Annotated in this window: 23 protein-coding genes and 2 pseudogenes; 22 read left to right on the top strand and 3 right to left on the bottom strand. The window is 43.5% G+C overall.

All coding sequences use genetic code 11. The features are described from left to right. Positions 1 to 6 precede the first annotated feature (6 nt). The 14 genes and pseudogenes from iolD to G475_RS0101900 all read left to right on the top strand — a co-directional run bounded on the left by iolD (position 7) and on the right by G475_RS0101900 (position 15,765). The gene (gene iolD / locus G475_RS0101970) at positions 7 to 1,926 is read left to right on the top strand and encodes a 3D-(3,5/4)-trihydroxycyclohexane-1,2-dione acylhydrolase (decyclizing) (protein WP_026699817.1); all 1,920 of its coding nucleotides are present in this window, start codon (positions 7 to 9) and stop codon (positions 1,924 to 1,926) included. Between the two features lie 16 nt (positions 1,927 to 1,942). Next, positions 1,943 to 2,968: a Gfo/Idh/MocA family oxidoreductase gene (locus tag G475_RS0101965; RefSeq protein WP_026699816.1), complete on the top strand. Its 1,026-nt coding sequence runs from the start codon at positions 1,943 to 1,945 to the stop codon at positions 2,966 to 2,968. Next, positions 2,937 to 3,835: pseudogene (gene iolE, locus G475_RS24065) on the top strand (myo-inosose-2 dehydratase). Before G475_RS0101965 ends, iolE (G475_RS24065) begins: the two are co-directional and overlap by 32 nt. A gap of 16 nt (positions 3,836 to 3,851) precedes the next feature. Further along, positions 3,852 to 5,446: pseudogene (locus G475_RS24060) on the top strand (solute:sodium symporter family transporter). 18 nt (positions 5,447 to 5,464) lie between these two features. Beyond that, positions 5,465 to 6,478 (top strand): inositol 2-dehydrogenase, encoded by a 1,014-nt coding sequence (gene iolG, locus G475_RS0101950; protein WP_026699815.1) that lies wholly within the window; start codon positions 5,465 to 5,467, stop codon positions 6,476 to 6,478. Then, positions 6,465 to 7,322: a class II fructose-bisphosphate aldolase gene (locus G475_RS0101945; RefSeq protein WP_407636182.1), complete on the top strand. Its 858-nt coding sequence runs from the start codon at positions 6,465 to 6,467 to the stop codon at positions 7,320 to 7,322. Before iolG ends, G475_RS0101945 begins: the two co-directional genes overlap by 14 nt. A 296-nt stretch (positions 7,323 to 7,618) precedes the next feature. Then, entirely contained in the window at positions 7,619 to 8,446 is an 828-nt protein-coding gene (locus tag G475_RS0101940) for a sugar phosphate isomerase/epimerase family protein (RefSeq protein WP_026699813.1), read from the top strand. A gap of 22 nt (positions 8,447 to 8,468) precedes the next feature. After that, on the top strand, positions 8,469 to 9,770 hold the full coding sequence (locus G475_RS0101935) for an extracellular solute-binding protein (protein ID WP_026699812.1): 1,302 nt from the start codon (positions 8,469 to 8,471) through the stop codon (positions 9,768 to 9,770). 58 nt (positions 9,771 to 9,828) lie between these two features. Then, entirely contained in the window at positions 9,829 to 10,776 is a 948-nt protein-coding gene (locus tag G475_RS24055) for a carbohydrate ABC transporter permease (RefSeq protein WP_051302064.1), read from the top strand. A 14-nt stretch (positions 10,777 to 10,790) separates the two neighbouring features. Continuing rightward, entirely contained in the window at positions 10,791 to 11,660 is an 870-nt protein-coding gene (locus G475_RS0101925; protein WP_051302062.1) for a carbohydrate ABC transporter permease, read from the top strand. A 91-nt stretch (positions 11,661 to 11,751) separates the two neighbouring features. After that, positions 11,752 to 12,645: a myo-inosose-2 dehydratase gene (iolE, locus tag G475_RS0101920; protein WP_026699810.1), complete on the top strand. Its 894-nt coding sequence runs from the start codon at positions 11,752 to 11,754 to the stop codon at positions 12,643 to 12,645. A gap of 81 nt (positions 12,646 to 12,726) precedes the next feature. Further along, positions 12,727 to 13,866: a Gfo/Idh/MocA family protein gene (locus G475_RS0101915; protein WP_035709789.1), complete on the top strand. Its 1,140-nt coding sequence runs from the start codon at positions 12,727 to 12,729 to the stop codon at positions 13,864 to 13,866. Positions 13,867 to 13,929: 63 nt separating this feature from the next. After that, complete coding sequence (locus G475_RS0101910; RefSeq protein WP_026699808.1) at positions 13,930 to 14,925, top strand: Gfo/Idh/MocA family protein; 996 nt, start codon at positions 13,930 to 13,932, stop codon at positions 14,923 to 14,925. A gap of 411 nt (positions 14,926 to 15,336) precedes the next feature. Further along, positions 15,337 to 15,765: a Na+/H+ antiporter NhaC family protein gene (locus G475_RS0101900; protein ID WP_324603198.1), complete on the top strand. Its 429-nt coding sequence runs from the start codon at positions 15,337 to 15,339 to the stop codon at positions 15,763 to 15,765. Between the two features lie 465 nt (positions 15,766 to 16,230). Here G475_RS0101900 and G475_RS0101895 read toward each other — a convergent pair whose 3' ends face one another. Beyond that, on the bottom strand, positions 16,231 to 18,435 hold the full coding sequence (locus tag G475_RS0101895; protein ID WP_169728502.1) for a YcdB/YcdC domain-containing protein: 2,205 nt from the start codon (positions 18,433 to 18,435) through the stop codon (positions 16,231 to 16,233). Positions 18,436 to 18,745: 310 nt separating this feature from the next. On the opposite strand from G475_RS0101895, the gene G475_RS27045 reads away from it, so the two are divergent. From G475_RS27045 to G475_RS0101855, 8 genes are all read left to right on the top strand, one after another. Beyond that, on the top strand, positions 18,746 to 18,901 hold the full coding sequence (locus tag G475_RS27045) for a hypothetical protein (protein ID WP_156911601.1): 156 nt from the start codon (positions 18,746 to 18,748) through the stop codon (positions 18,899 to 18,901). A 221-nt stretch (positions 18,902 to 19,122) separates the two neighbouring features. Beyond that, positions 19,123 to 20,466 (top strand): four-carbon acid sugar kinase family protein, encoded by a 1,344-nt coding sequence (locus G475_RS0101885; protein WP_026699804.1) that lies wholly within the window; start codon positions 19,123 to 19,125, stop codon positions 20,464 to 20,466. 27 nt (positions 20,467 to 20,493) lie between these two features. After that, a complete protein-coding gene (locus tag G475_RS0101880) occupies positions 20,494 to 21,114 on the top strand; it encodes a GntR family transcriptional regulator (protein WP_026699803.1) in 621 nt (206 codons plus the stop codon). Between the two features lie 22 nt (positions 21,115 to 21,136). Beyond that, positions 21,137 to 22,165 carry a zinc-dependent alcohol dehydrogenase gene (locus G475_RS0101875; RefSeq protein ID WP_026699802.1) on the top strand — a complete coding sequence of 343 codons (1,029 nt, stop codon included), beginning with the start codon at positions 21,137 to 21,139 and terminating at the stop codon, positions 22,163 to 22,165. 10 nt (positions 22,166 to 22,175) lie between these two features. Then, positions 22,176 to 23,186: a TRAP transporter substrate-binding protein gene (locus tag G475_RS0101870; RefSeq protein WP_233275713.1), complete on the top strand. Its 1,011-nt coding sequence runs from the start codon at positions 22,176 to 22,178 to the stop codon at positions 23,184 to 23,186. A gap of 16 nt (positions 23,187 to 23,202) precedes the next feature. After that, the gene (locus G475_RS0101865) at positions 23,203 to 23,703 is read left to right on the top strand and encodes a TRAP transporter small permease (protein WP_026699800.1); all 501 of its coding nucleotides are present in this window, start codon (positions 23,203 to 23,205) and stop codon (positions 23,701 to 23,703) included. Beyond that, the gene (locus G475_RS0101860; RefSeq protein ID WP_026699799.1) at positions 23,700 to 24,968 is read left to right on the top strand and encodes a TRAP transporter large permease; all 1,269 of its coding nucleotides are present in this window, start codon (positions 23,700 to 23,702) and stop codon (positions 24,966 to 24,968) included. Before G475_RS0101865 ends, G475_RS0101860 begins: the two co-directional genes overlap by 4 nt. A 21-nt stretch (positions 24,969 to 24,989) precedes the next feature. Continuing rightward, positions 24,990 to 25,643 carry a class II aldolase/adducin family protein gene (locus G475_RS0101855; RefSeq protein WP_026699798.1) on the top strand — a complete coding sequence of 218 codons (654 nt, stop codon included), beginning with the start codon at positions 24,990 to 24,992 and terminating at the stop codon, positions 25,641 to 25,643. A gap of 217 nt (positions 25,644 to 25,860) precedes the next feature. Here the strand turns inward: G475_RS0101855 and tatC are convergent, their stop codons facing one another. Further along, positions 25,861 to 26,565 carry a twin-arginine translocase subunit TatC gene (gene tatC / locus G475_RS0101850; protein ID WP_035709949.1) on the bottom strand — a complete coding sequence of 235 codons (705 nt, stop codon included), beginning with the start codon at positions 26,563 to 26,565 and terminating at the stop codon, positions 25,861 to 25,863. 65 nt (positions 26,566 to 26,630) lie between these two features. Beyond that, entirely contained in the window at positions 26,631 to 26,909 is a 279-nt protein-coding gene (tatA, locus tag G475_RS26620) for a twin-arginine translocase TatA/TatE family subunit (RefSeq protein WP_084413940.1), read from the bottom strand. Positions 26,910 to 26,931: the final 22 nt, after the last annotated feature.

Here is a 26,931-nt window from a genome sequence, read left to right as displayed (position 1 = left end):
AGCGTTATGCCTAATACTGTGAAATTAACCACATCCCAGGCGTTAATCAAATTCTTAAACAACCAGTACATTTCTTTTGACGGAAAAGAAACCCCTTTTGTTGAAGGAATATTTAATATTTTCGGTCACGGCAATGTACTCGGTCTAGGTCAGGCAATGCAGGAAGATGCCGGTGATTTAAAGGTTATTCAGGGAAAAAATGAACAGGGCATGGCCCAGGCAGCGGTGGCCTTTGCAAAAGAGAATTTCCGCAGGAAAATCTTTGCTGTGACGTCTTCCATCGGACCGGGTTCTGCCAATCTGGTCACCGCCGCGGCAACTGCGATGGCGAATAATCTTCCCGTTTTGTTTCTGCCGGGAGATACATTTGCGAACCGCCAGCCGGATCCGGTACTTCAACAGATTGAACAGTTTCACAGCCAGAAAGTTACAACGAATGATGCCTTGAAACCGGTGTCCCGGTACTGGGATCGGATTGAACGGCCGGAACAGCTGATGGCTGCCTTACTGCGGGCATTTGAAGTGATGACCGATCCGGAAACCGCAGGGCCTGTTACCTTATCGATTGCCCAGGATGTGGAAGGAGAGACTTTTGATTTTGAGGAAACGTTTTTTGAGAAACGAGTGCATTACGTCGACCGTGTCCTCCCTTCGGAAGACTCCCTGAAGCGTGCAGTATCAGTGTTACAACGCGCAGAGAAGCCGCTTATGGTTGTCGGGGGCGGAGCAAAATACTCTCTTGCAGGAGAAGAGATCGCGGAATTTTCCCGCAAGTTTGGGATAGGAATTGTGGAAACACAGGCCGGCAAGTCTACTGTATCATCCAGCCACCCTTATAATTTAGGCGGAGTGGGCGTGACTGGAACGCTGGCAGCAAACAAAGCCGCAAAACAGGCGGATGTCATTATCGGTGTCGGTACACGCTATACCGATTTCACCACTTCTTCCAAGACCGCCTTTGCCTTTGAGGAAGCGTCCTTTATCAATATCAATGTAAGCCGGATGCAGGCCTATAAGTGGGATGCGGTTCAACTGGTGGGAGATGCCCGAATTACCGTTCAAAAGCTGAATAACATGCTTGGAAACTATGAAAGTTCGTTTATGGAGGAATTGGCAGGCTATAAACAAGAATGGACAGCTGAAAGAGAACGGCTCGCAGAAATCGATATAGATCTGGATGATAAAAACTATGCACCCGAAGTGAAAGATGGTTTCAGCCGTGACCAGCTCAAAGCCTACGCAAAAGCACTGAACACGGCATATGCCCAAACAACAGCTTTAATCAAAATAAATGAGCTTATCGATCCTTCAAGCTATGTGGTTACTTCGGCTGGATCTCTGCCCGGAGACATGCATCGAGTCTGGAGTCCGACGGTCGAAAATACCTACCATGTTGAGTATGGATACTCGGCTATGGGCTATGAGATCGCAGGCAGCTTAGGGGTGAAACTCGCTCATCCTGATAAAGAAGTCTACAGTATGGTGGGGGACGGCAGCTTTTTAATGCTTCATTCTGAACTGGTGACATCCCTGCAATACCGACAAAAGATTAACATTATTTTGTTCGATAACGCCGGCTATGGCTGCATTAACAACCTACAGATGGGTCATGGCAGCGACAGTTTCTGTACCGAATTTACTGATGTGAACGGCAGCGTTATCAACATTGATTATGCGAAGGTAGCTGAAGGATATGGTCTTGAAACTTACACAGCCCGGAATAACCAAGAGTTGGAACAAGCTCTGGAAGCAGCGAAAAAAAGCAAAAAGTCGACCTTTATTCAAATTAAAGTCCTCCCTAAAACGATGACAGACGGGTACGATAGTTTCTGGAATGTCGGCATTTCGGAGCACTCTGCCAATCAAAATGTGATGAATAAAGTGCCGGAAGTAGAAGAAATGCGAAGCCGGGCTAAACAATATTAAAAAAAGAGTGAGATGAATGGAGACGATTAAAATAGGCGTAGCGGGATTAGGCCGATTAGGCTTAATCCACGTCGATAATATTTCAACTCTCAAGAATGTAGAGCTGACAGCCATTTCGAACTTGGATGAAGAGGTTAATAAGCTGATCCAGAAAAAATATGAAGTACCTTACACGTATACGTCTTATGAAGACATGATTCAAAATAACGAATTGGATGCGGTATGTATCGTAACTCCTTCCGGTTTTCACCCGCAGCATATTCAATCGGCCCTGGAACAGAACCTGCATGTTTTCTGTGAAAAACCGATCGGGCTCGATGTGAAGGATATTAAAGACACTATCGAGACTATTGAACAGAGTGACCGCGTTTTTCATCTTGGCTTTATGCGAAGGTTCGATAATGACTATTTGTATGCCAAGGACATGATTGACCGCGGCGATATTGGTGATATTTCCATCATCCGTTCCTACGGTATTGATCCGATTGATGGATTGGAAAGCTTTGTCAAGTTTGCCCAAAAAAGCCCAAGCGGCGGCATTTATTTAGATATGAGCGTTCACGATATTGACGTTATTCGGTGGTACACCAACTCAGAAATAAAAAAAGTCTGGGCGACCGGAAGCAACAAAGCGGCACCGGAATTAGCGGAACTGAACGAAGTAGATATCGGTACGGTAACGATGCAGCTCGAAAATGATGTGACCGCCTTTCTTGTAGCAGGCAGAACGGCCAGCCACGGATACCATGTGGAAACGGAAGTAATTGGAACGAAAGGAATGCTTCGAATTGCGGCAACGCCCGATAAAAACAAAGTGACCGTATTTAATGAAAACGGGGTCGTCCGCCCGACGTTGCAAAACTTTCCGGAACGTTTCAGAGAAGCGTACATGGATGAAATGAAAGATTTTGTAAGGTGCATTCGTGATAATACGAACCCTTCTATTACAGCATGGGACGGATTGCGCAGCACAGAAGTAGCTGCTGCGTGTCAGCGATCGTTCGAAGAAGATGCGCTGGTGGAAATTCAATACGAAGGATGATCGGATTTATGGAACGAATTCAATTAGGACCAATGATGACATGCCTGACCTGGGTGCTGAAAATACATTTGAACAATGCATCAGTGAAATGGCACTGGCTGGTTACACAGGAACAGAAATAGGCAATAAATACCCGGAGGATCCGGAAACATTGAAGCACTATTTAGACTTAAGAGGGCTACAGACAGCCAGCGCGTGGTTCAGCTCCTTTCTTACAACTGAATCGTTTGAAGACGTAAAAGCATCCTTCATTGAACACCGGGATTTTCTATACGCTCTTGGAGCTGAAGTCATCGTCGTTTCAGAGCAGGGAAACAGTATCCAAAAAGAGGACGCTGCACTGTTTGGGCAAAAGCCTGTTTTTGATGAAGAAGATTGGAAACGTTTTATAGATGGGCTGCAACAGCTGGGAGAGCTTGCTAATGAAAAAGGAATGACCATCGTCTATCACCATCATATGGGAACCGGTATTCAAACGACCGAAGAGATTGAGAGGCTTATGGAAGAGACAGACTCGGATAAAGTGAGCCTGCTGTATGATACCGGCCATCTCGTATTTTCCGGTGGAGATCCCTTCTATATCCTGGACAAATACTTTCACAGGATCAAGCATGTACACTTTAAAGATATACGAGAAAAGATAGCAGAAGAAATCATCCATGAGAAAGATAACTTCCTTGGTGCGGTAAAAAAGGTGCGTTCACTGTGCCTGGAGACGGCTATATCGATTTTAAGCCAATCATGGAGTATTTAGTAAAACACGAATATCAGGGATGGATTATAGTGGAGGCAGAACAGGACCCTAAAATATGCAATCCCTACGAGTATGCATTAAAAGCAAAAAAATATATAGACAGCATTGTTTAACAAGGAGGCATTACTCGTGAATTGGTTTGCAATTGCAAGTTTTGTAGGAATTTTATTGGCGATTTACCTGTACGCTTTTTACAGAAGTAAAAATGTAGATAAAAAGGATACGGAAGGGTATTTTCTCGGGGGGCGATCTCTCGTAGGTACAACGGTTGGTATGTCTATTATTATGACAAACTTATCAACCGAACAATTAGTCGGCCAGAATGGACAGAGCTATGTGAAAGGCATGGAAGTAATGGCCTGGGAAGTTACCGCTTCGATTGCGATTGTGTTATGCGCCTGGGTTTTTCTGCCGAAATACTTCAAATACGGGGTCAACACGATATCGGATTTCATTGAAGTCCGTTATGATACGATGACAAAACGAATTGTATCGTTTTTATTTATGTTTACATATACGGTGAGTTTTATGCCGGTCGTATTGTATTCAGGATCTTTAATATTCAATGATTTATTCGGCATTGAAGAATCTTTGGGTGTTAATTCGATGACAGCTGTTATCATCATTGCTTCTTGTATCGGACTGATTGGCATTTTTTATTTATTTGCAGGTGGTCTGTCCTTAATTGCGCATAGTGATTCTATTTATGGGCTCGGTCTCATTCTTGGCGGTCTTTTAGTCACTATATTAGGCATTATTACAGTAGGGGACAGCACGTTTTTGAATGGATTGGATCGACTTATTACAGAATCTTCTGATAAGTTAAATGCCTGGGGAGACATAGATTCGGAAATTGTACCCTGGCCTACTCTCTTTTTTGGGATGCTCTTTAATAACCTGTATTTCTGGTGTACGAATCAAATGATTGTCCAAAAAGCATTGGCTGCTAAAAACTTGAAAGAAGCACAAAAAGGCACAATGTTGGTTGGTTTCTTTAAAGTATGTGGCGCTTTTTTCCTCTGGTGTTTCCGGGAATTATTGCGTACCAACTGTTTGGAGACGGCATGCAGATGGATATGGCTTATCCGGTCTTAGTCAATGAAGTTCTTCCTGGATGGACTTATGGGATCTTTGGTGCAGTAGTATTTGGTGCTATCATGAGCTCTTTTATCGGATCATTAAATGCGACTATCACCTTATTCAGCCTTGATTTTTATAAGCCGATGATCAATAAACAGGCATCCAATCAACAAATTGCCAAAATGGGCCGGATATTGACAATTGCAGTCGGAGTAATTGTAACCGGAATTGCTCCATTAATCTCACTATTTCCACAGGGATTATTTGCAGTTATACAGGAATTTAATGGATTATACAGTATGCCTTTGCTTGCGATTATTTTAATAGGCTTTTATTCAAAGAAAACATCTGCAATGGGGGCCAAAGCAGCATTTATATTTCACGTAGTCACGTACAGCTTGTCCAAAGTGCTGATACCGGATGTCCATTATTTGTACGTGTGGAGTGTTCTGTTTTTCCTCGATATGGCTATCATTTACCTGTTCAGCATATCGAGGCCCGATAAATTGGACTTTGAATTTGAGAAATATGCAAGCAAAGTAGAAATGACGCCATGGAAATATTCCAAGTGGGTTGGTTTCCTTATACTACTGACCGTTGTCGTGATGTATATTGTATTTTCGCCGCTTGTATTAGCCAAATAAGATAAGGAAGTGATTGTTATGGAAAAAGTAGTAGTCGGTGTGATTGGTGCGGGACGAATTGGAAAGCTGCATATTAATAATTTAAAAAGAAATCCCCATGTACGCTTGAAAAAAGTATCGGATGTGTTTGCGGATCATTTGCAGGAATGGTTCCAGAAAAGCGGTGTGGAAGAGATGACAAAGGATTTCGAGGATATTTTTAATGATGCAGAGATTAACTCAGTTTTTATTTGCTCTCCGACAAGCACACATGCGGACTTAATTAAGAAAGCAGCCCGCAGCAATAAGCATATTTTCTGTGAAAAGCCTATCAGTTTCAGTGATAAAGAGACACTGGAGGCGTATGAAGAGGTAAAAGCTGCCGGGGTTCATTTCCAGGTGGGGTTCAATCGGCGGTTTGACAAAAACTTCGCCGAAATGAAAGACAGAGTGCAAAACGAAAAAATCGGTGATATGCATATTGTAAAAATCACATCGAGAGATCCAAACCCGCCACACACGGATTATATTGCGTCTTCCGGTGGTATGTTTATGGACATGTCGATTCACGATTTTGATATGGCCAGGTACCTCTCCGAATCGGAAGTGGTGGAAGTGTTTGCGCGCGGGACCAATTTGGTCGATCCCGCTATCGGAGAAAAGGGTGACATTGATACAGCCGTTATCACACTTACTTTTGCGAACGGAGCACTCGGGGTTATTGATAACAGCAGGGAAGCAGTGTACGGCTATGACCAACGCATTGAAGTCTTTGGCAACAACGGAGCGCTGGTTGCTGATAATGAAACCTCCACCAACTTGAAATATTATCATAAGCAGACTGTGGAATCCGATCTTCCTCTGCACTTTTTCTTAGAACGATACAATGATTCGTTTATTACGGAAACGGAAGAGTTTATTGAAAGCATTATAAAAGAACGAGAAACAAAAATTGTGTTCAAAGACGGCATTATGGCGCAGCGGATTGCGCAAGCGGCCCAAGAATCTCTGGAGAATAGTAAACCAGTCAAAGTGAACGATGAAATCAGGTGATGAGATGTACAATATTTTAAATGACGCATTCAAAAAAAGATATGCCGTTCCCCAATTTAATACAAATGGGATGATCTGGATGGAATCCATATTGAAAACCGCAAAGAAATGCCGGGCGCCGGTGATCGTAGGCACAACCGATAAAATCGTCGATCAGCTGGGGGGATTCCGGTTGCTGGCTCAAACATTCCGGCTCATGAAAGAAGAGTTGAATGTGACGGTACCGGCCGTTCTGCATCTGGATCATGGTCAGGCTGTCGAAAGGTGCTTTGAAGCCGTTGATGCCGGCTATGACTCTGTTATGTATGACGGCTCTAAACTCTCTATTGAAGATAATGTGGAAAATACTAAAAGAGTAGTAGAGTATGCACATAGAAACGGAGTAACGGTAGAAGCGGAAGTCGGCAGTGTCGGTGGTACAGAAGATGGGGTGTACAGTGATATGCTTTATGCCGACTTGAATGAATGCATTCAACTTGTGCAGGAAACAAGCATTGACAGCTTAGCGCCTGCATTAGGCTCCGTCCATGGCAAATATAAAGGCGAACCGAACTTAGGGTTTAAAGAAATGGAAAAACTTCGTTTTACCCTGGATATTCCCTTTGTGCTGCACGGAGCCTCTGGAATTTCAGATGAAGAACTGGAAAAAACGATATCCTATGGGCATGCTAAAATCAATTACAACACGGAGTTAAACATTGCCTGGTCGAATGCCCTGCGGAAGAATCTTATGGAAAATCCGGAACTGCATAATCCGATGGAAGTTTTACAGCCAAGTAAAGATGCTTTGAATCAAACGATAGAAAAAGTGATTAAGCGCACAGGTGCTTATCAACAAGCTTGATAGAAAAAAGGGTGGCGCAATCGCATGATTTCTGAGTCATGCGATTTCATTTTCGTTTTTTATTTTAAACTTTCAAAAAAATTGAGAAATTTTATTGACTAATGATTGAATCAATATTATTATAATCATAAGTTAATAATAAATTAATCAAAACTTACCCTAATTACTATTTTAAATTATTTTTAGGTTAATTTATTATTAAGTTTTGGTGTTATTTATATACCGAACTGATTTATCAAATAAAAGGGGGTTTATCGTACTCTAAACTACAAGGAGCATAGAAAGAGGGGGATAAGATGAAAATTGCGTTTAATGAAGCTGTCACTTTAAACAATTCCACCTTGGAAAATGACTTACTGCTTTGTGAAAAACATGGATTCGACTATATTGAAATCCGCCTGGATAAACTGAAAGAATACTTACTTACCAATACTATTGAAGATTTAAAAAGGTTTTTTTCTTCTTCTTTTTTGAAACCGTTATCATTGAATGCGTTAGAAGAATTTACATTCAGAAATGAAACAGACTTCAGGTTAATGAAGAATGATCTCTCGCTCATGGTAGAGGTCGCTGCTGCTGTTGGATGTAACACGATTGTTGCAGTACCTGCATTTGGAATCGAGAAAGATTGGAATGTAATCAAGCAGGAAACAATACTTCGATTAAATGACTTCTTAAGTGTAATCGAAGGGACGGATTTAAGAATTGCGTTAGAATTTGTCGGCTATCCTCATGGTTCGATCAACACGCTCGACAAGGCCAAAGAGGTAATAGAAGAGATAGGGCATCCTCAGCTGGGATTGGTGCTTGATTGTTTTCATTTTTACGGCATGAACTCCAGTTATGAATCGTTGAAAACGCTTTCTGTTAATGATCTGTTCCTATTTCATATTGATGACTGCGAAGGCAAACTGCCGGGAGTATTAAGGGATCATCATCGTGTCTGGCCCGGTGATGGAGTCATCCCATTGGAAAGAATTATTTCTGCTCTGCAGGAAAAAGGATATGACGGACCGGCGTCCGTTGAATTATTCCGTCCGGAGTACTGGGAGTTAGATGCAGAGGAGTGTATCCGTACAGCAAAAGAAAAAACTAAAAATGTTATACAAAGGATGAAACAATAGATTATTAAAAAGGAGAATAAATATGAAGAAATTTCTAGCTGTATTAACGATATTGTCACTAATCTTGGCAGCTTGCGGAAGCAATGATGAGAAAAGTTCAGATAATGATGATCAAAACTCTAGCGAAGAAGATAAAACGATATCCGTTGCTATGGTAGCCGGAGTGGAATCATCAGCTGTAAAGCAAATGATTCCAGAATTTGAAGAAGAAACCGGTATCAATGTTGAATGGAATGAATTTGATTATAACACCTTGTATGAACGAATTTATAATGATCTGAGAAATGGCGGAAAAACATATGATGTCATCTTTGCTGATGATCCTTGGATGCCTATGTTTGCAGGAGGTGGGTTCCTCACCCCTCTTAAAGAATTAGGTTATACTCCTGACGAGGATTTTGTGAAGACCTCCCGCCAAGTAAGTATGTGGCCTGCACCAGAGGGACCGCGCCTTCCTAATTCGGATAAAGATGAAGAATCTAAATACTATGCAGTTCCTCAAGTAGGTAATGTCCAGCTATTTTTCTATAGAAAAGATATTCTAAATGATATTCCTCAAACCTGGGAAGATCTTGAAAAAGCAATCGAAGAACATCAAGGGGAAACTAAATATGGTTTTGTTCATCGGGGAGCTAGAGGCAATCCGGTAGCTACAAACTTTAATGCCTTCCTATGGTCCCACGGAGCGGATTTCTTCGACAAAGATTGGAATGTAACTCTCGATAATCCAGAAGCAATTGATGCATTGGAAAGATATTTAAATTTTAAAAAAAATGCACCAGAGGGTATAGCTAGTTACAACTCGGATCAGATTGGCCGTGTAATGGCAGGCGGTGATGCCTTATCATCAATTGTTTGGCCGGTATGGGCGCAGACAATGGAAGATGAAGAGAAATCTGAAGTTGTTGGAAAAATGGGATATGGATTGGTACCAAAAGCAGAAGGACATGAACACGCTCCAATGATTGGAAATTGGTTATTTGCAATTCCTGAAGGTTCGGATAAGAAAGAAAATGCTCTCTCGTTTATAGAATGGGCTTCTTCTAAGGATGTTCAAACAGAAATGACGAAGCTGGGGGGTCTTCCCACACGCACAAGTGTATTGAAAGATGAAGAATTGCTTAAGGACTACCCATATTTAGAAGCTGTACATGAGGGTTTGCAATCAGCACGCTGGCGTCCGCGTACTCCTTTATATTCCGAAATTGAGCAAATCTATGGTACCTACTTAAACAGGGCCATTTCCGGTGAAATTGGAGCAGAAGAAGCGTTGACTAAAGCAGCTGATGAAATCAGCAAGCTTATGGAAGAGAATGGATACTAATCAATTGAATTAGTTAAGAGAGGGATTCCCCTCTCTTAACTTCTTAGGAGTGAGATATATGAACATGAAGGAAGTGGCTTTTATGAGGGTGCCTACTAATCATAAAACAAACAAGAAAAAAACTGCTGCACCTGGTTTATCCAACGATCGAAGGTTAGCCGGGATGCTATTGACTCCAACGCTTTTGATATTAGCCTTGCTTACATTATTCCCCATTGGTTATACAATTTTTATCTCTTTTTCGTCTTTCGATACGTTTGGTAAATTTACTGGTTTTGCCGGTTTAGATAACTATTTAAAAACATTTACAAGCGGGGTATTTTGGAGTTCCATTTACATCACCCTTCTGTTTACTGCATTAGCGGTAGGGTCGCAAATTTTTCTGGGATTTAATTTGGCATTGATTATGTCCAAAGATGGAAAAGCAATGAAGTATCTCCGTTGGCTGCTTATTATACCGATGATGCTTTCGCCGCTTGTCGTAGCCATCGTATTTAAGTTAATGCTTAATACTGATATGGGTATTATTAATTATATGCTCCAAGGTATCGGACTGCCAAAAATAAATTTCCTGGGCGAACCAGTAATGGCATTTTTATCGTTGGTAGTAGTAGATATCTGGCAGTGGACACCCATGGTTTTTCTGATTATCTTAGCTGGTATGCAAGCTTTGCCTAAAGATCCATTTGAAGCAGCTGATATTGATGGAGCTTCAAAATTTCAAACAATCCGGTATGTGATGATACCGATGTTGAAGCCTATCCTCATTGTTGCCCTTGTTATCAGAACGATGGATGCTCTGCGAACATTTGACCAGGTATTTGTTCTGACACAAGGAGGACCTGGACGTGCTACAGAAACTGTGAGTTTTCTTATGTATAGACAAGCGATGAAATTTTCTGATTTTGGTTTTGCTACGGCAGGATTATTGATTGTCCTGGTAATTACAATCATTATTTCCTCTTTGTTGATCAAACTGATGAATTCTTCACAATCAGCTAACTAGAAAGGAGCATGGATATGGCAGTACTGACTCAGAAACCTGGCGGATGGAGACTGAAAGTGTTACGTGCTTCATTTTTGACAAGCACCATTATATTTGTCCTTTTTCCGCTTTATTGGATGATAATTACTAGTTTCAAGACAGATAGAGAACTTTTCGCAGATAAGCAGACATTTTTTCCGAAGAATTTCACCTGGCAACATTATTTTGACCCGATTGAAGGGATTTTTTCTGCAAACAATCCATTTGTGGGGTTCTTTGTAAACAGTACTATCGTTGCTTTTGCATCAACATTATTGTGTTTGACGATAGGTTCATTTTCTGCCTACAGTCTGGCGCGTTTTAAAATGAGAGGGAAACGAAATGAAAGGATCTCCTTCCTTATTCTTACGGCAAGAATGCTGCCGCCCATTGTTATAGTCGTTCCACTTTATTTAATCATGCAGCAGCTGGGGTTACTAAACACTCTTTGGGCGATGCTGATTGTTTATACTGGTTTTAATCTTCCATTTGTAGTATGGATGCTTAAAGCATTTTTTGAAGAAATTCCTGAATCCCTCGAAGAATCAGCGATGATTGACGGCTCTTCTCGTTTTATGGCTTTTATAAAAATTGTATTGCCATTGGCTATGCCAGGCCTGGTGGCAACTTCGATTTTTACTGTTATCCTCACGTGGAATGAATTTCTTTTTGCAATGTTTTTATTGAACAATACAGATGTGATGACATTGCCTGCTGGTATATCAACATTTATAACTCAGTATAAAACCAACTGGGGTGCATTGACAGCTGCGGCAACCATGTCTATTCTTCCAGTACTCATTTTCTCTTTCATGGTACAAAAGCATTTAGTGAAAGGAATGACAATGGGAGCAGTTAAAGGATAACCGGAGTTTTATTTTTAGAAGTGATGATAACGGAACAGATTAACTCAGCCATTTTTGTTTTGATAAGAATTAAGAGGAAAGGGTGTAATAATTGTTTGATACTGAAAATATTAGGTTGGGAATTGCTCCTATCGCTTGGACAAACGATGATATGCCAGAGCTGGGGGGCTGCAATACATTTGAACAGTGTATCAGTGAGATGGCGCTTGCCGGCTTCACAGGGACGGAAGTCGGAAATAAATATCCTCGTGACACAAAGGTGCTTAAAAAAGCGTTGGAGCTGCGGCAGATGGAAATTGCCAGTGCCTGGTTCAGTACATTTTTGACAACCCGGCCTTATGAAGATACAAAGCAAACATTTATTAAGCATAGGGACTTTTTGCACGAAATGGGAGCAAAAGTGATTGTTGTCTCAGAACAAGGTCACAGCATTCAAAAAAAGGAAGTGCCATTGTTTGATGACAAGCCGGTATTTACGGAAGAGGAATGGGTGAAGCTCGCTGAAGGATTGAACAAATTGGGAAGCCTCGCGCAGGAAAAGGGGATGGAAATTGTTTTCCATCACCATATGGGGACAGGGGTACAAACATCAGAAGAAGTTGATAAATTAATGAGCTTGACAGATCCTGAACGTGTCCAGCTTCTCTATGATTCCGGGCACTTATATTTTTCTGATGATGAAGCATTCTCCATTCTGGAAAATCATATGGACCGCATCGCTCATGTCCATTTGAAGGATGTACGGGATGATGTTGCAGCAATAGTCAGAGAAGAAAAGATAGATTTTATGGAAGCTGTAAGGCTGGGGGCATTCACGGTACCAGGCGATGGTACCATTGATTTTGCACCTGTTTTTAGAAAATTGTCCGAGGCTGATTATAAAGGGTGGCTGCTGGTTGAAGCGGAACAGGACCCCGGGAAGGCGGATCCTTTAGAGTATGCCTTAATGGCCCGTCAATATATTAAAGATATTGCAGGTGTGTAGGAGAGGATTTTAAGCGGTTCAAAAAATGTGAAGGGCGATCTAATATCAAATGAATCATTGAAAAATGAGAAAGGAGAGACTATGGAAATAAGAATTGGTTTGATTGGTGCCGGATGGATGGGAAAAGCACATACGAATGCGTTTGTTAATGCGCTTATAGCTTTTGGACAGGAATATGGAAAACCTGTTTTTGAAATAGTTACTGATATAAGTGAAGAAGCTGCAAAAAAAGCATGTAATAATTGGGGTTTTTCAAGATGGACAATCGATTGGAAAGAAGTAGTGGAGGATCCGCATGTAGATGTCGTGGATATTACTACTCCTAACGCTTTTCATTATGAAGTCGCAAAAGCTGCCTTGGAAAACGGAAAACATGTCTATTGCGAGAAACCATTGACACTTTCTTATCAACAATCGAAAGAACTAGCAGATTTAGCCCGACAAAAAGGAGTCATTAATTATGTTGGTTACAACAATGTCATGAATCCTGCTAATTATTATATTAAGAAGCTGATTGATTCAGGGAAACTCGGGAACGTCATGAGGTTCGACGGCACCTATGATCAGGATATGCTGCTTGATCCTGCACTCCCTATCTCCTGGCGTCATATTAATAAATATTCCGGAAGTGGAGCACTTGGAGATCTTGGTTCTCATTTGATCAGCGTTTCCCAATTCTTAATGGGAAATATAGAAAGTGTAAACGCGCTGTCGAAAACTTTTATTAAACAAAGACCTTCGTCCGCTGGCTCTCATGATCTTGGAGAAGTGGAAAATGATGATATGGTTTCTGTTCTTGCAAATTATGAAAATGGAGCTGTCGGAACACTTTCATCCAGCCGTATTGCGGCAGGAAGAAAGAATTTTCTTTCATATGAAATCCAGGGAACAGAAGGTTCTGTCTATTATTCTTTGGAACGGTTGAATGAAGTAAATGTGTATTTTACTTCAGATAATAGTGCAGACAGGGGGTATAGAACGGTATTCCTTGGACCGGAGCATAAAGGGTATACTGCATTTAATCCCGCACCAGGAATTGCGATTGGATTTAATGATATTAAAATATTGGAGGTTCATGAATTGATGGCAGCTGTTGTTAAGGGCACTTCATATATTTGTGACTTTGCATTCGGGGCATCTATTGACCTCACTGTCAGTGCGATTTTAGAATCAGCAGCTGATCAAAAATGGGTGGATGTAAAAAATAAATCAATTGTCTGAAAGACTCTGGATTTCAGGTGACCCGACATAAAAATGTAAGTGAAATAGGAGGAGTCCATCTAAATGAATAAGGTCAATTGGGGGATATTAAGTACAGCTGCGATTGCAAAAAAACAAGTCATTCCTGCTTTGCAGCAGGCAGATAATGCCGAGCCGGCCGCTGTAGCGAGCGGAAGTGGCAAAGCTGCTGAATTGGCCCGGCAATATGACATCCCAAAAGCTTATGAAAATTATGAGGAACTGCTTGATGATCCGGAAATCGATATAGTCTATATTCCGCTTCCAAATGGATTACATGCGAAGTGGGTGAAAGAAGCAGCAAAAAGAGGGAAGCACGTCCTGTGTGAGAAACCGGCTGCTTTAACGGCTGAAGAAGCCCAAGATATGATTCGCTTTTGTGAAGAGAGTAATGTGCTATTCATGGAAGCGCTGATGTATCAATTTCAGCCTCAGTATCAGCGGGTGAAAGAAATCATTGCGTCCGGGGAAATAGGGGAAGTTAAGCTGATGCGTTCCAGTTTCACTTTTATGCTGGAAGAATTGGAAGGCAATATCCGTATGAGCCGGGCACTCGGCGGAGGGAGTCTATATGACATTGGCTGTTACTGCATACACGCAATCCGCCATATCTTAGATAGTGAACCTGTCAAAGTATATGCGGCAGAGGAACGCCATCCTGAGTATGGAGTCGATATGTCAGCAGTCGTAACCATGACTATGAGAAATGGGGTAAATGCTTATTTTGATTGCGGGATGAATATGACAGAACGGAATACTTATGAGGTAGTAGGTACAAAAGGGACAATTGAAGGAGCGGCAGCTTACGTTCCCCAACCGGATGGAGAATGCAGGCTAACTATTACGAATGAGAATATGGAAACAAGGGAAGAGAATATTTCAGGATATTATTACACCATCGGAGTTGAGTATTTATCTAATTGTGTAATTAACGGGATGAAACCGGAATTTAAACCGGAGAATACTATCAAAAATATGAAGGTGTTGGATGCCTGTCATGAATCATTAAATAAAGGAAAAATCGTTACTTTCAACAATTAAAATCTAGAAAATTATTACGTAGAAACCTATCAGACTTTGTACTGTATTTATGACAAACACATATAAAATTCCCATATTTAATCCAATCACGGCCATAATACCCTCTTGCCTGCCTCCCCATATTATGAACATATCATGATATGATAAATACGAAAAGGAGGAGGCAATCATGCTGTACCGTGCTTTTAAACAGGCATCACACCCCATTTAGTCATTTTCTCTGCACCCGCTCGACGACAAGGTAGAAGAGAAGTTCTATACCTGTAAAGCAGCCCATTTATTTCTCAAAAAAGAAACCACACTTTATTGGGTACGTTTCTATAGATGAAATCCGCAATAAGTAGACGAAGGAGAAAGATATTGTCCATCTGTTGAAAACACATGCTGTGCCGCTGAAGAGTCGGATTCTTTATAGTTATCGTAGAAAGCCTGATGAAATTGGCAAAAACAACAGGAAGTCTGATTTATACAACCGTGGCAACGTCTATGACAGCGAATGTCATAGGCTGTGAGCAGTATTTGTCTATTATCATTCCGGCACGGATGTACGCCGAAGAATATAAAAAACGGCGATTGAAAATGAAAAATCTGTCACGGACAGTGGAAGACGCGGGTACGATGGCATCGCCGCTCGTGCCGTGGAATACATGCGGTGCTTTTATGTTCGCGACTCTTGGTGTGAGTGCATTTTCCTACGCTCCTTATGTATTTCTTGCGATATTGAGTCCCATTGTTGTAATCATTTATGGTTTCACCGGAGTTACGATTGAATACGGAGATGATGCAAAGGAAGCTATACAGGAAAAAGAACTTTCTCCAAATCAGAAAAACGCCCTGTGATTAGAAAGAGGTTGCGCAAGGAAAAAAATGGAGTGACACCCAGTCCAACAAGCATGCAGATGCTGAGAATGGTTTTGAAGACAGCGAAAATACGAAGCAGTTGGCGTCTGTCTTGTTAAAGAACGTCTTCTCGCTGATGTGCTCCATTCCCGTATGCCGGAGATAAACGCAATATAATGAAAATTATCGGAACGGACTTCGTGGAAATATATGGGGTTTATCCGCTTGAAAAATGCAAACAATGGGAAAGGCTTGTACAGCAAAATCCGAGCCGAAGATATCCCGACTTCACCGGCATTTCATGCCCATAAGAAAACATAGGATGGATGGGAGGTGACCTATACTCTATTTTGTAAGGTGGGAGAAATATTCGGATGGTCTTGCAGGTGTGGAGTCGATGTCCTTGGAAAAACGTTAACTTTAAAAAGCTGTCCCTGAAGTGTGATAGGGACAGCTTTTCGCCTATTAGTTATCCGCTTGTTTTTCAGCCAGGCGGAAGCAGGTGACGGCTAAATGAGCCAGGGTTACTTCATCATCCGGGTTGAAGTGGTTGTCACTTCCCTGAAGAATCTCTTCGGCATAGGCAAGGGCGGCATACCCTGCATATTCGTCGGTGATATCGTCTGCATCCTCAAATGGAAGATTATACATGTCTGCGTGCTTTGCTGCGTCTTCCAATTCCATCAAACGCACCACCCAGACGGCCAATTCCTCGCGGGTCAGCGTGTCGTCCACAGGGAAGGTGCTGCCTTCTGCCTCAATAACGTCTGCACGGACCGCGCGCTCTACCACCTGGAACGAAGGATGATCCGGCTGGATATTTTCAAATGTGGCTGTCTGCTCTTCGTTTGGATCATTTGGATAGAAGCTTTCCATGGATTTCATCAGCATTTCCAGCGCAGTGCCTTTGGATACAGCTTCATTCGGTTCCAGCTCTTCTCCTTCCTCGATGGAAAGAATGCCGGATTGTACCATGTAATTAATTTCGTCCGCTGCCCAATGATCGGTAATGACCTTTTCGGCCGGCGAATCATTTTGCTGCGGCTCTTCCCAGTCGCCGTTTATCGCGTGGTAGTAAAGGCCATTCGTTTGATACGCCGGCTGATAGACGAGATGGTACGAATCGGCATCTCCCGGCTGGGCATGAGAGGCATAAGACAAGTCTACGTCCAGCTCACTCTTATAGTCTTCGAGGGCCTTTTCTTTGTCCACTGCACTTTCAGGGTCCGGCCAGCTCTCGATTTCTCCTTGTCCCAGACTGCTAAACGAAACGAGTTCCCCGTCTTCCGCTGAAATACCGATATTCAACGCTCTTCCCTGCACGGGCAGGCCGTCTTTCACCTGCGGAAAAGAAAAACGGTACACACCGTTGTTGCTAAGGGTTGAGATTCCATCGTTAAGGGGATACGCAAACTCGTGAATGGAGGAGCCTCCGTAGGTTTCTACTGCTTCCACTGCCGCTTCCAACGCTTCTTCTTCTGTTAAATTTTCCTCCAGCGATTGTTGATTATAATCGACGTTCCGGAACTGGACAATATCACCGGTTTCTTTTTCAACAACAAAACTAGTACCGGAGCCGGAACTGCCGCGATAGATCATAAAATGAACAGAAAAGACATCTACTCCGTTTCGTTCTGTTTCTTCGACAGACTCAATGTTCAATTCCGCGTCTTCTGAAACAGTTAGTAACTCCTTTGCCATTTCTTCCGCATCGTCGCGGGACAATGGACCTGCCTCTGTTTCAAGAGGCTCGTCGCGGAGCCGTTTTACTTCGTCTTCTTCCGGCAGCTCGGAAACAAAGGAATTATTTACGCTCCATTCCCCTGTGCCTGCATGAATGCCCTGGAACCCGGGAGAAGGGACATAGACAAGGCTGACGTCCTCTTCGTTCGATTCAAAATCATGCTGGACACTGTACTGCAGGCGCAGGTCCAGGCTATCTGCAATAGAGGATTCTGCTTCCCCTTTTTCCAGAAGATCTTCCTGTTCTTCGTAGGAAGCGGATTCTTGTTGATATGTATTATTTCTATAGTTGGAGATTTCGCCGTTTCCTAATATTTTTACCTGGATATTCTGATTTTGAACCGGGATGTCATTTTTCATGCGCTGGAAGGTGAACTCATACTCCACAGGCTCCGTCAGCGTTTGATTTCCCAAGGAAATACTTGGGCGCTGTTGGTCGCTTAATGCATACTCGCCAGCTGCGGTATTATTCACAAAATCTTCAGCAGCAGCCTCTGCTTCTTCTTGTGTCACCTCAGCTGGATACAAGGCATCCTGTACATTTTCCGGCTGATAGTCAAAAAACTGCAGCTCCAATTCTTCCCCGACAAACTCCACACTTCCGCGTACCCGTTCTTCCCCTATGGGTCCTTTTTGAAAACTTAAGTGATGGCGGATGACGTCACTATCTCTATCCACCCCGCGGAAATGATTCATGTGGAAATCGCTGTCCTCCAGAAAATCAAATCCAGAAGGAAACAATTCATAGAAACGCTCGATCAGATCTTCTTTCGTAAAATCCACGTCCGCTGCACTTACTTCCACCATCTGCTCTTCCTCGGCCTCCATTTGTTCGGTGACCGCTTCTTCTGCGGATGCGCTGGAAACGTAGGCACTTACTGCTAATGCCACAGACAATGAAACTATTCCTATTCTCCTAGAATTCATCCAATTCCCTCCCATAAATTAAATCTACAGCCATGGTACCAGAGTTTGCCAGTGCCTGTCACGCCCCGGTTTTTGTCGAATAATCTTTTTCATCGCTGAGAATGGTAGGGGATGTTTTTATATGAATAAAAGAGTTGAGTAGCTAGTATTCAGCTCATAAATTTGGATAACTTTTGGAATAAACTTGATTATAAATTTAAAATATTCTATAGTTAGGGGCCGTTTCCATTGGAAATCAACGTATGGTGATTGATGAAATTGCTTCTAACAAGCTGATTTGCGTTATACTTAGGAAAAGGAGGATGAAACCATGTATAAGCCACGTGTCTCATCCGAAAAATCCAAAAAACTAGCTCATCACATTGATAAAACACTGCAGGGGGCTTATGCCTTCGGTCACAAAAAAGAGAAAGATCGAGAAGAAACCCGTCGTTTGGTCAAAAATTATATAAAAAATAAATCTTAATCCTCTGGTAGAAGAGGATTTTTTTGTTGTCCTGGTGCCTGGCACGCCCCGATTTTTGTCGATTTCATAAGCATCGAACCCTGTGGTGAGTTTTTATCCGCAGGGTTTTATGTATGGCATGGCCTAAAATCAATGTTGATCTATTACTAAAATTGTGATAGATTTCTTTTAGATACAACTTAGATCTAAGTTAGATTTCAAAAGTAGAGGAGTTTGGATAGATGGATCATCGTGTTCTTCTTGCGTTTTATGGAGACGATTTCACTGGTTCTACTGATGCAATGGAAGCGCTACACCGTTTTGGTCTTCGTACGATATTGTTTTTGGATGTGCCGACAAAAGAGATGCTGGACCGGTTTGAAGGCGTACAGTGTATAGGTGTCGCGGGGACGGCGCGGGCAAAGGATCCTTCCGGCATGGAGAAAGAATTAACTCCAGTTTGGGAGCTGTTTCAGGCCATCCGCCCGTTTTTCGTACATTACAAAATTTGTTCCACGTTTGATTCGTCTCCGGAAACCGGGAGTATCGGTTTTGTCAGTGAGCTGTCGCAGCGTTATTTTCGAGGCCCAACGTATCCTCTCTTAGTGGGTACTCCTGATCTGGGGCGGTTTACGGTGTTTGGCAATCATTTTGCGAACTTTCATGGGAACGTTTTCCGTTTGGATGAACATCCAGTGATGTCCCAGCATCCCGTGACCCCGATGGATGAAGCAGATCTTGGGAAACATCTGCAAAAACAGACGAGTCAGACGATTGGATATAAGACCGTGCTGGACATGGAAAATACGGCGCCGGAGCCTTCGGTTTTAGAGGATACAGAAGATATCACTATTTTCGATGCGCTGGAAGAAAAACACATGAACTGGTTTGCTGATGTAATGTGGGCTTCCCGGCAGGAGCAGCCGCAGTTCATGATAGGCTCGTCCGGTATTGAATACGCGCTGGCCGCCAAGTGGAAAGCCGAAGGCCAAACGAAAGCTTACGAACAAACGAAACAGGCCCAGAAAATAGAACAAATGCTGGTCGTTTCGGGCAGCGTGTCGGATGTCACGAGAAGGCAGCTCGAAAAAGCAGAAGAAGCGGGCTTTCATATGGAACAGGTGCCTTACGAGCTGCTGACATCCGAAGAGGTGCCGAGTTCTTTTATTCAGCACATCCTGGCCCTGCTGGATCAAAAGAAGAAAGTCGTGTTGTACACAGCGAAAGGCCCTTCCGACGCTGCGATCGAAAAGACAAGAGCCCACCTTCAAAACGAAGGAATCGCAGAGGAAGAGATGGGTATTTACCTCGGGAAACGATTGGGAGAGTGGACGAAACACATCATGGAACAATCCTCCCTGCGCAGGCTCGTTATTTCGGGCGGGGATACCTCCGGGTTTGTCACGTCGCAGCTGGGTATCTATGGTCTGGAAGTGCTGGAATCCACCGCGCCAGGCGCCCCGTTGTGCCATGCTTACTCCGATGATGATCGATTCAACGGTCTGGAGATCGCATTAAAAAGCGGGCAGCTTGGGGGAGAAGACTTTTTTGAAAACGTCTTTACCGCCGGGAAGGCGGAGAACTAAAAACTGGTACGGGAAGAGTGAGGATATATGCTGTTAAAAGATGCAGCGTATCAAAAAATCAAAGAAAAGATATTAGAAGAAGAATACCCGCCGGGTGAATTTTTGTCGGAGCGAACGCTGATCAATGATTTAGAAATGAGTAAAACCCCGATCAAAAACGCATTGACCCGGCTGGAGGCGGAAGGGTTTGCCACGGTCTCCTCCAAACAGGGCATCCTCGTTCACGATTTATCGGTGGAACGGATCAACAATATCTACAACCTGCGTATAGCGCTGGAGACGTTTAACTGCGAAGAAATTTATCCTCGGATAACAGGGGATCAGTTAAAGGAATTGAAAAAAAATCTCGAAGAAACCAGGAAAACAGCGGAGAATCTCGATGTTAAAACGTTTGCCAATCTGGATCACGAGTTTCATTTAGCGCTCAGTGAAATCGCGGGAAACGGAGAGATCACCCGTATTTTAATTAACTATCAGGACCACTTGCTGCGTATTACCCTGCGGCACCTAAAGAAAGATCCAACGCGAATCCGTAAATTCTATGAGGATCATGTTCAGCTGTACGAGGCGCTGCAAAAGAATGAAGCGGAAAGTGTAGAGCTCATGAAAAAACACTTGCGGGAATCGAAACAGATGTTATTTCAGTAAGAGAAAAAAGGAGTGGAGAATGATGAAAGCAGTCTTTGTAGAAGACGCTGAACAAGTAGAAGTGAAAGATATTGATACACCAAAGATCCAAGACGATGAAGTCCTGATTAAAGTCGCGGTGGCAGGAATATGCGGATCGGATATCCATACGTATAAAGGGCTTCATCCCTTCCGTAAGCCTCCCGTTGTGATCGGCCATGAAGTGGCGGGAGAAGTGGTGGAAATAGGAAAGAACGTAAAGCATGTGGACATTGGAGACCGGGTCACAGTGGAACCACAGCTCGGCACGGGAGAGAGTGAAGGGGAAATGACCGGCCATATCAATTATTCTGATAAAAGACTGGCCCCGGGCATGGATACATGGTTAGGAACGATGGCGGAGTATTTTGTTTCCCCTGAATCCCTTATCGTCCCGCTTCCTGATTCGGTCAGTTATGACCGGGGCGTCTTGACAGAGCCGCTGGCTGTCGGCGTCCACGCCGCGTTGAAAGCCGACATTCAGCCGGGAGACCGAGTGGCTGTCCTGGGGGCCGGACCGATTGGACTGTTAACACTTGCTGCGGTTCGGGCAAAAGGAGCAGAGCAAACCGTCGTCACGGATGTGCTGGATTATTCTCTCCAGAAAGCAGTGGAGCTGGGAGCAAAAGAGACACATAACATCAAGGAGGACAACGACTGGATCCGCAAAGTAAAGGAAAAAATGGGCGGATCTTTTGACAAAGTCCTTATTACTGCCGGGGTTCCCGGTATTGTGAATGATTCTTTGAAACTGTTAAAGAAAGGCGGACGCGCTGTTACCGTTGCGATGTTTCACGATCAGCAGCAGCTTGATGTGGAACAGCTCCAACAGCAGGAGAAAGAACTCATTGGCTGCATGACCTATAACCGTCCGGATACCGAGGAAGCGTTGAACATCATCGAAGCGCATAACATTCCGGTGGAAAACGTCATCTCCCACCGTCTTGGAGTAGAACAAGCCGCTGAAGGGTTCCGGATCGTAGATAAGAAAGAGGATCAATCCGTCAAAGTATTAGTAGCTTTTAATGACTAGGAGGTATACTGTGAAACACGTGAAATCGCTTGCTGTCTTAACCATGCTTTTGGTCATGACGCTTGCGGGTTGTTCTCAGGGAGCTGGCTCGTCCTCCGGGACGACAGAAGCCAGTTCTGTCACAACCCTGCGGCTCGGTCATATTCAAAATGAAGATCATGCCTGGCACTTGGGATCCCAGCGGTTTGCCGAACTGGTAGAGGAAAAAACAAATGGTTCTGTCGAGGTAGACCTTTATCCCAGTTCCACGCTCGGCTCAGACCGTGACCTTGTAGAAGGAATGCAGATCGGATCGGTGGACTTTGCTTTAGTTGCCGGTGTGCTGTCCAACTTTCACGAAGAATACGCGATTCTAGAACTTCCATATTTATTCGATGATAATGAGCATCTGAGAAACTTCCTATATGGAGAAGGCGGGGAAAACCTTCAGGCAGAGATGCTGGAAGAAACAGGCGTAAGAGGATTAGAATTTTTCATTCGCTCGCCAAGAGAACTCACCGCCAACAAAAGAATAGAAACCCCGGATGATTTACGGGGGTTGAAAATAAGGGTGCCGAATATCGAAGCATCTGTGGAAGGCTGGGATGCGATGGGCGCCAACCCTACACCGATGAACTTCAGCGAAGTGTATTCCTCCTTACAGACAGGCGTCATTGACGCCCAGGAAAATCCGGCTTCTTTTATCACCAATGCCAAGCTTCAGGAAGTGCAGGATTATCTGATGCTGACGGATCACGTGTATGGTTATGTGCAGCTGCTTATGAGTGATAAGACGTATGAAAAGCTGACCGACAGTGAACAGCAGGCAGTGGAGGAGGCTGCTTTGGAAGCAAGACAGTATCAAAATGAGCTCGTATCCCAGCAGCAGGAAGATGCGATGCAGACGATGAGAGATGCAGGGATGGAGATCGTGGAAGTCGATAAATCGTTATTTAGAGAAAAAGTTCAATCCGTGAATGAAAACCTGGCGGACAAATATGGACGAGATCTCTATGACGAAATTGTGGAGATGAGAGAGTGAAAGGGAGGTCTGTGACATGCAGCAGTATATTGCAGCTGTGGATCATTTGAATAAAGTCGTGAAATATGTGGCGTCCGCTATGTTTGTCGCTCTGGTAGTTCTAGTTTTCTTTCAGGTCATAACCCGTTTTATTATTAATTTTCCATTAGCATGGTCGGAAGAAATATCACGTTATTTAACGATCTATATTGTGTTCTTGGGGTCGGCGCTTGCTGTGAGAAACAGAGAACATATTGCGATTGATTTTTTAATGGACGTTGTAAGCGCTGCAAAGAAAAGAAAACTACAATTCATCGTTTCTATTATTTCCACCGTGTTTTTTATTATTCTATGTTACTACGGCACGGTATTGACCTTTACGGTGATCGGGCAGCTCACACCAACGCTTCAATTCTCGATAGCATGGGTGTATGCGGCGGTTCCTCTAGGTTCTCTTATTATGGCGCTGAACGGAATTGCTAATATATGCAGTCAGAGGCTCGATTATGAAACCGCTGTAGGAGGTGAAACCAAATGATTACAGCTCTGGTTATATCGCTGTTCGCCTTGTTTATCCTCGGCGTGCCAGTGGCAGTGGCGTTGGGTCTTTCCACCAGTCTGGCGCTTTTAATAGAAGGCGGTACCCCGCTTGTTGTCCTTGCGCAGCGTGCGTTCGTCTCTTTGGATTCCTTTCCGCTGCTTGCGATACCGCTGTTTATTCTTGCAGGGGTTATTATGGAATTTGGAGGTATTTCACAGCGCCTTATAAACTTTGCCAATGCGCTGACCGGGCACTTTTCGGGCGGATTGGCGATGGTTACGGTCATTACTACGATGTTTTTTGCCGCGATATCCGGGTCTAGTATTGCAGCAACGGCCGCTCTTGGTTCTATTTTAATTCCGGCGATGGCTGAAAGAGGGTATCACCGTGATTTTGCCGGAAGTGTGCAATCGGTTTCTGGAACGCTTGGCATTATTATACCGCCGAGTATACCGTTGATTCTTTATGGTACGGCGGCTGATACGTCGATCGGGGATTTATTTATAGGTGGTATTTTACCTGGAATACTGGTAGGCGCAGGTCTGATTATAACAGTTATTATTATTTCCAAAAAAAGAGGATATTACCGCGAATCAAAAACGAGTACGCGTGATTTGGGGAAGGCTTTTGTTGAAACGCTTCCCGCCCTCATAATGCCGTTTATTATTCTTGGCGGTATCTACAGCGGTATTTTTACTGCAACCGAAGCGGCAGGCGTCGCGGTAGCTTATGCCTTTTTAATCAGTACCGTCTTTTACCGCGCGATTCATTTTGGCAATATTGGAAAAGTATTGAATCAAGCCATTTCTACCACGTCTACAATTATGTTTATTATCGCTGTTGCCGGGTTGTTCAGCTGGGTACTCACGATTGAAAATATTCCGCAGCAGGTTGCCGGATTTTTTACCTCTATTTCGGAAAATCCATCCGTCTTCCTTCTGGCTGTCGTGGTGCTGCTGTTAATTGTGGGAATGTTTATGGAGACCAATGCTTCGATTATTATTTTAGCCCCGATCCTGGCACCGGTTGCTCTGCAGCTTGGTATTGATCCCATTCACTTTGGAATGGTGATGATTGTAACACTAGCCATCGGCATGGTCACCCCTCCGTTAGGATTGAATCTATTTGTAGCGGGACGAATAGCCAATTTAAGATTGGATGAACTGGCGAAAGGGATGGTCCCGTTTTATGTTGCTGTGCTTGTAACACTTATCATTATTATATTCGTACCGCAGGTCTCCACTGGACTGTTAAGCTTATAAAGAAAAGGAGTGGAACATGGAATGGAGCATCTTCCTATTTTAAAAGAACTACATCAGGCGGGCTTGTTTATGAGAGAGAATGACCTTGTATGGGGAACCGCCGGCAATATCAGCGCCAGAGCAGATGAAAATCAATTCTATATTTCAGCGAGCGGCACGTACGTCGGCGATATGGCCATCGATGATTTCGCTCTCTGTTCCCTGGAAGAAGGGCCGGTGTCCGGAAAAAAACCTTCCAAAGAACATAATATGCACCGCGCTGTGTATGAAGAACGGCCGGAGATCGGAGCTATTCTTCATGCGTCTCCGTTTTACAGCACATTGATCGCGTGCTCCGACGTGGAACTGCCTTCGAATTACTTTGTCGAGGCGATGTATTACCTGGAACGAGTGGAGAGGATTCCGTATTTTCATCCAGGAAGCCGGGAACTCGCCGACGCTGTCAAGGAAAAAGCAAAGGATACAAACGTGATGCTTCTGGAGAACCACGGCATTCTCATTTACGATGAAAATATCAAAGAAGCGAGGATGGCCCTTCAAACCCTCGAATACACCGCCAGGATGCACATTACCGCGATGGAAAAAGGGATTACCATGCAAGGCCTGGATCACAGCCAGGAACAGGATTTTCTCCAGAACTCCGGGTATAAACCCGTGAGAAACTGGCCGAGATAAGTGCTCGAGATAAGTGCCTGTCACGCCCCGAATTTTGCGAATATTGTCGAATAGAAATATAATAAAGATGCTTTCCGGAAAACTGGAAAGCATCTTTTTATGGTGCGCCACACCTGTTTTTTTCTTGTAATCTCACTGTAAAACTTTTAATAATTTTTATCATTAGTTAATGACTGGGTGTATTGGTTATAAGTACTAATGGACCCTGGGACCGGTGTTAGTTTTTCCGTTCTATGAGTTTTGCAAAGAATACACTGGCTTCGTACAACAGAAACAACGGAATACAGACGAGTAAAGGTGTGATGAAATCCGGTGGTGTGACTAATACAGCCATGGCGATAAGGACAAAATAGGCATATTTGCGGTAACGTTGTAACTGACGGGAATGGATCAGCCCCAGTTGGGTGGCAAACATGACCACGGCTGGCAGTTCAAATAAGAAAGCAATCGGGATGACCGTGCGGAACATAAAACGGAAGTAACGGTCGACAGTGAATAATGTTTGAAACCGGCTGTCTGCCAGTCCCAGCAGAAAATCCATAATTAATGGAAAGATGATAAAAAACCCAATGGACAAGCCAGCGATAAAAAGGAAAAAGAACAGAGGGATATACGATAACGTGGAACGTTTTTCTTCCCTCGTTAAACCGGGAGCGACAAAGGACCAGACTTGATAGGCGCCCAGCGGTATCATGGGAATAATAGCAATGACGGCGGAAAGGGCCATATAAATCCAGATAATGTCACCCGGTCCTAAAATGGCAAGCTCGTCTTCCAGGTCGCGGATTAAAAAAGAATAAATATCCCCCACTACAGCAAAGGAGAGGGCGAAGCAAAGTAAAAAACTGATCCCTACAATAATCAATCGGGTTCTCATTTCTTCTAAATGACTTAATATCGGACTTGTGCTGGTATTCTCCACAGCATACACCTCTTTCATTCCTATCAATGAAGGAAGCAGGGTCAAGAAGAACCCTGCCACGTGTATTAGTTTGCTTTCTGTTTATCCTCCTTATCTGTTGCATGAACAGGGAACTCTCTTGCTGCTTCCGTGTTTTTGGCCTTATTTTGTTCTTGATAAGAGGGGGCTCGATTGCGGACGGCTGATTCTGAATCCTCTTCAATGAAGTCTCTTGCGGATTGTTTGAACTCAGCCAGGGTACGTCCTACGGCTCGTCCAATTTCCGGGAGTTTGGACGGACCGAATATGATAAGGGCAATGACGAGCAGAATGATGAGCCCGGGGACACCTATATTTTGTAACATATATTTCTCCACCTCCTTGTAA

It is taken from the genome of Salibacterium aidingense DSM 18341 (assembly GCF_000429685.1).
GTDB classification, from domain to species: domain Bacteria; phylum Bacillota; class Bacilli; order Bacillales; family Marinococcaceae; genus Salibacterium; species Salibacterium aidingense.
Note: the sequence above shows the minus strand (reverse complement) of the source record. Positions and strands in the feature narration are given on the sequence as shown.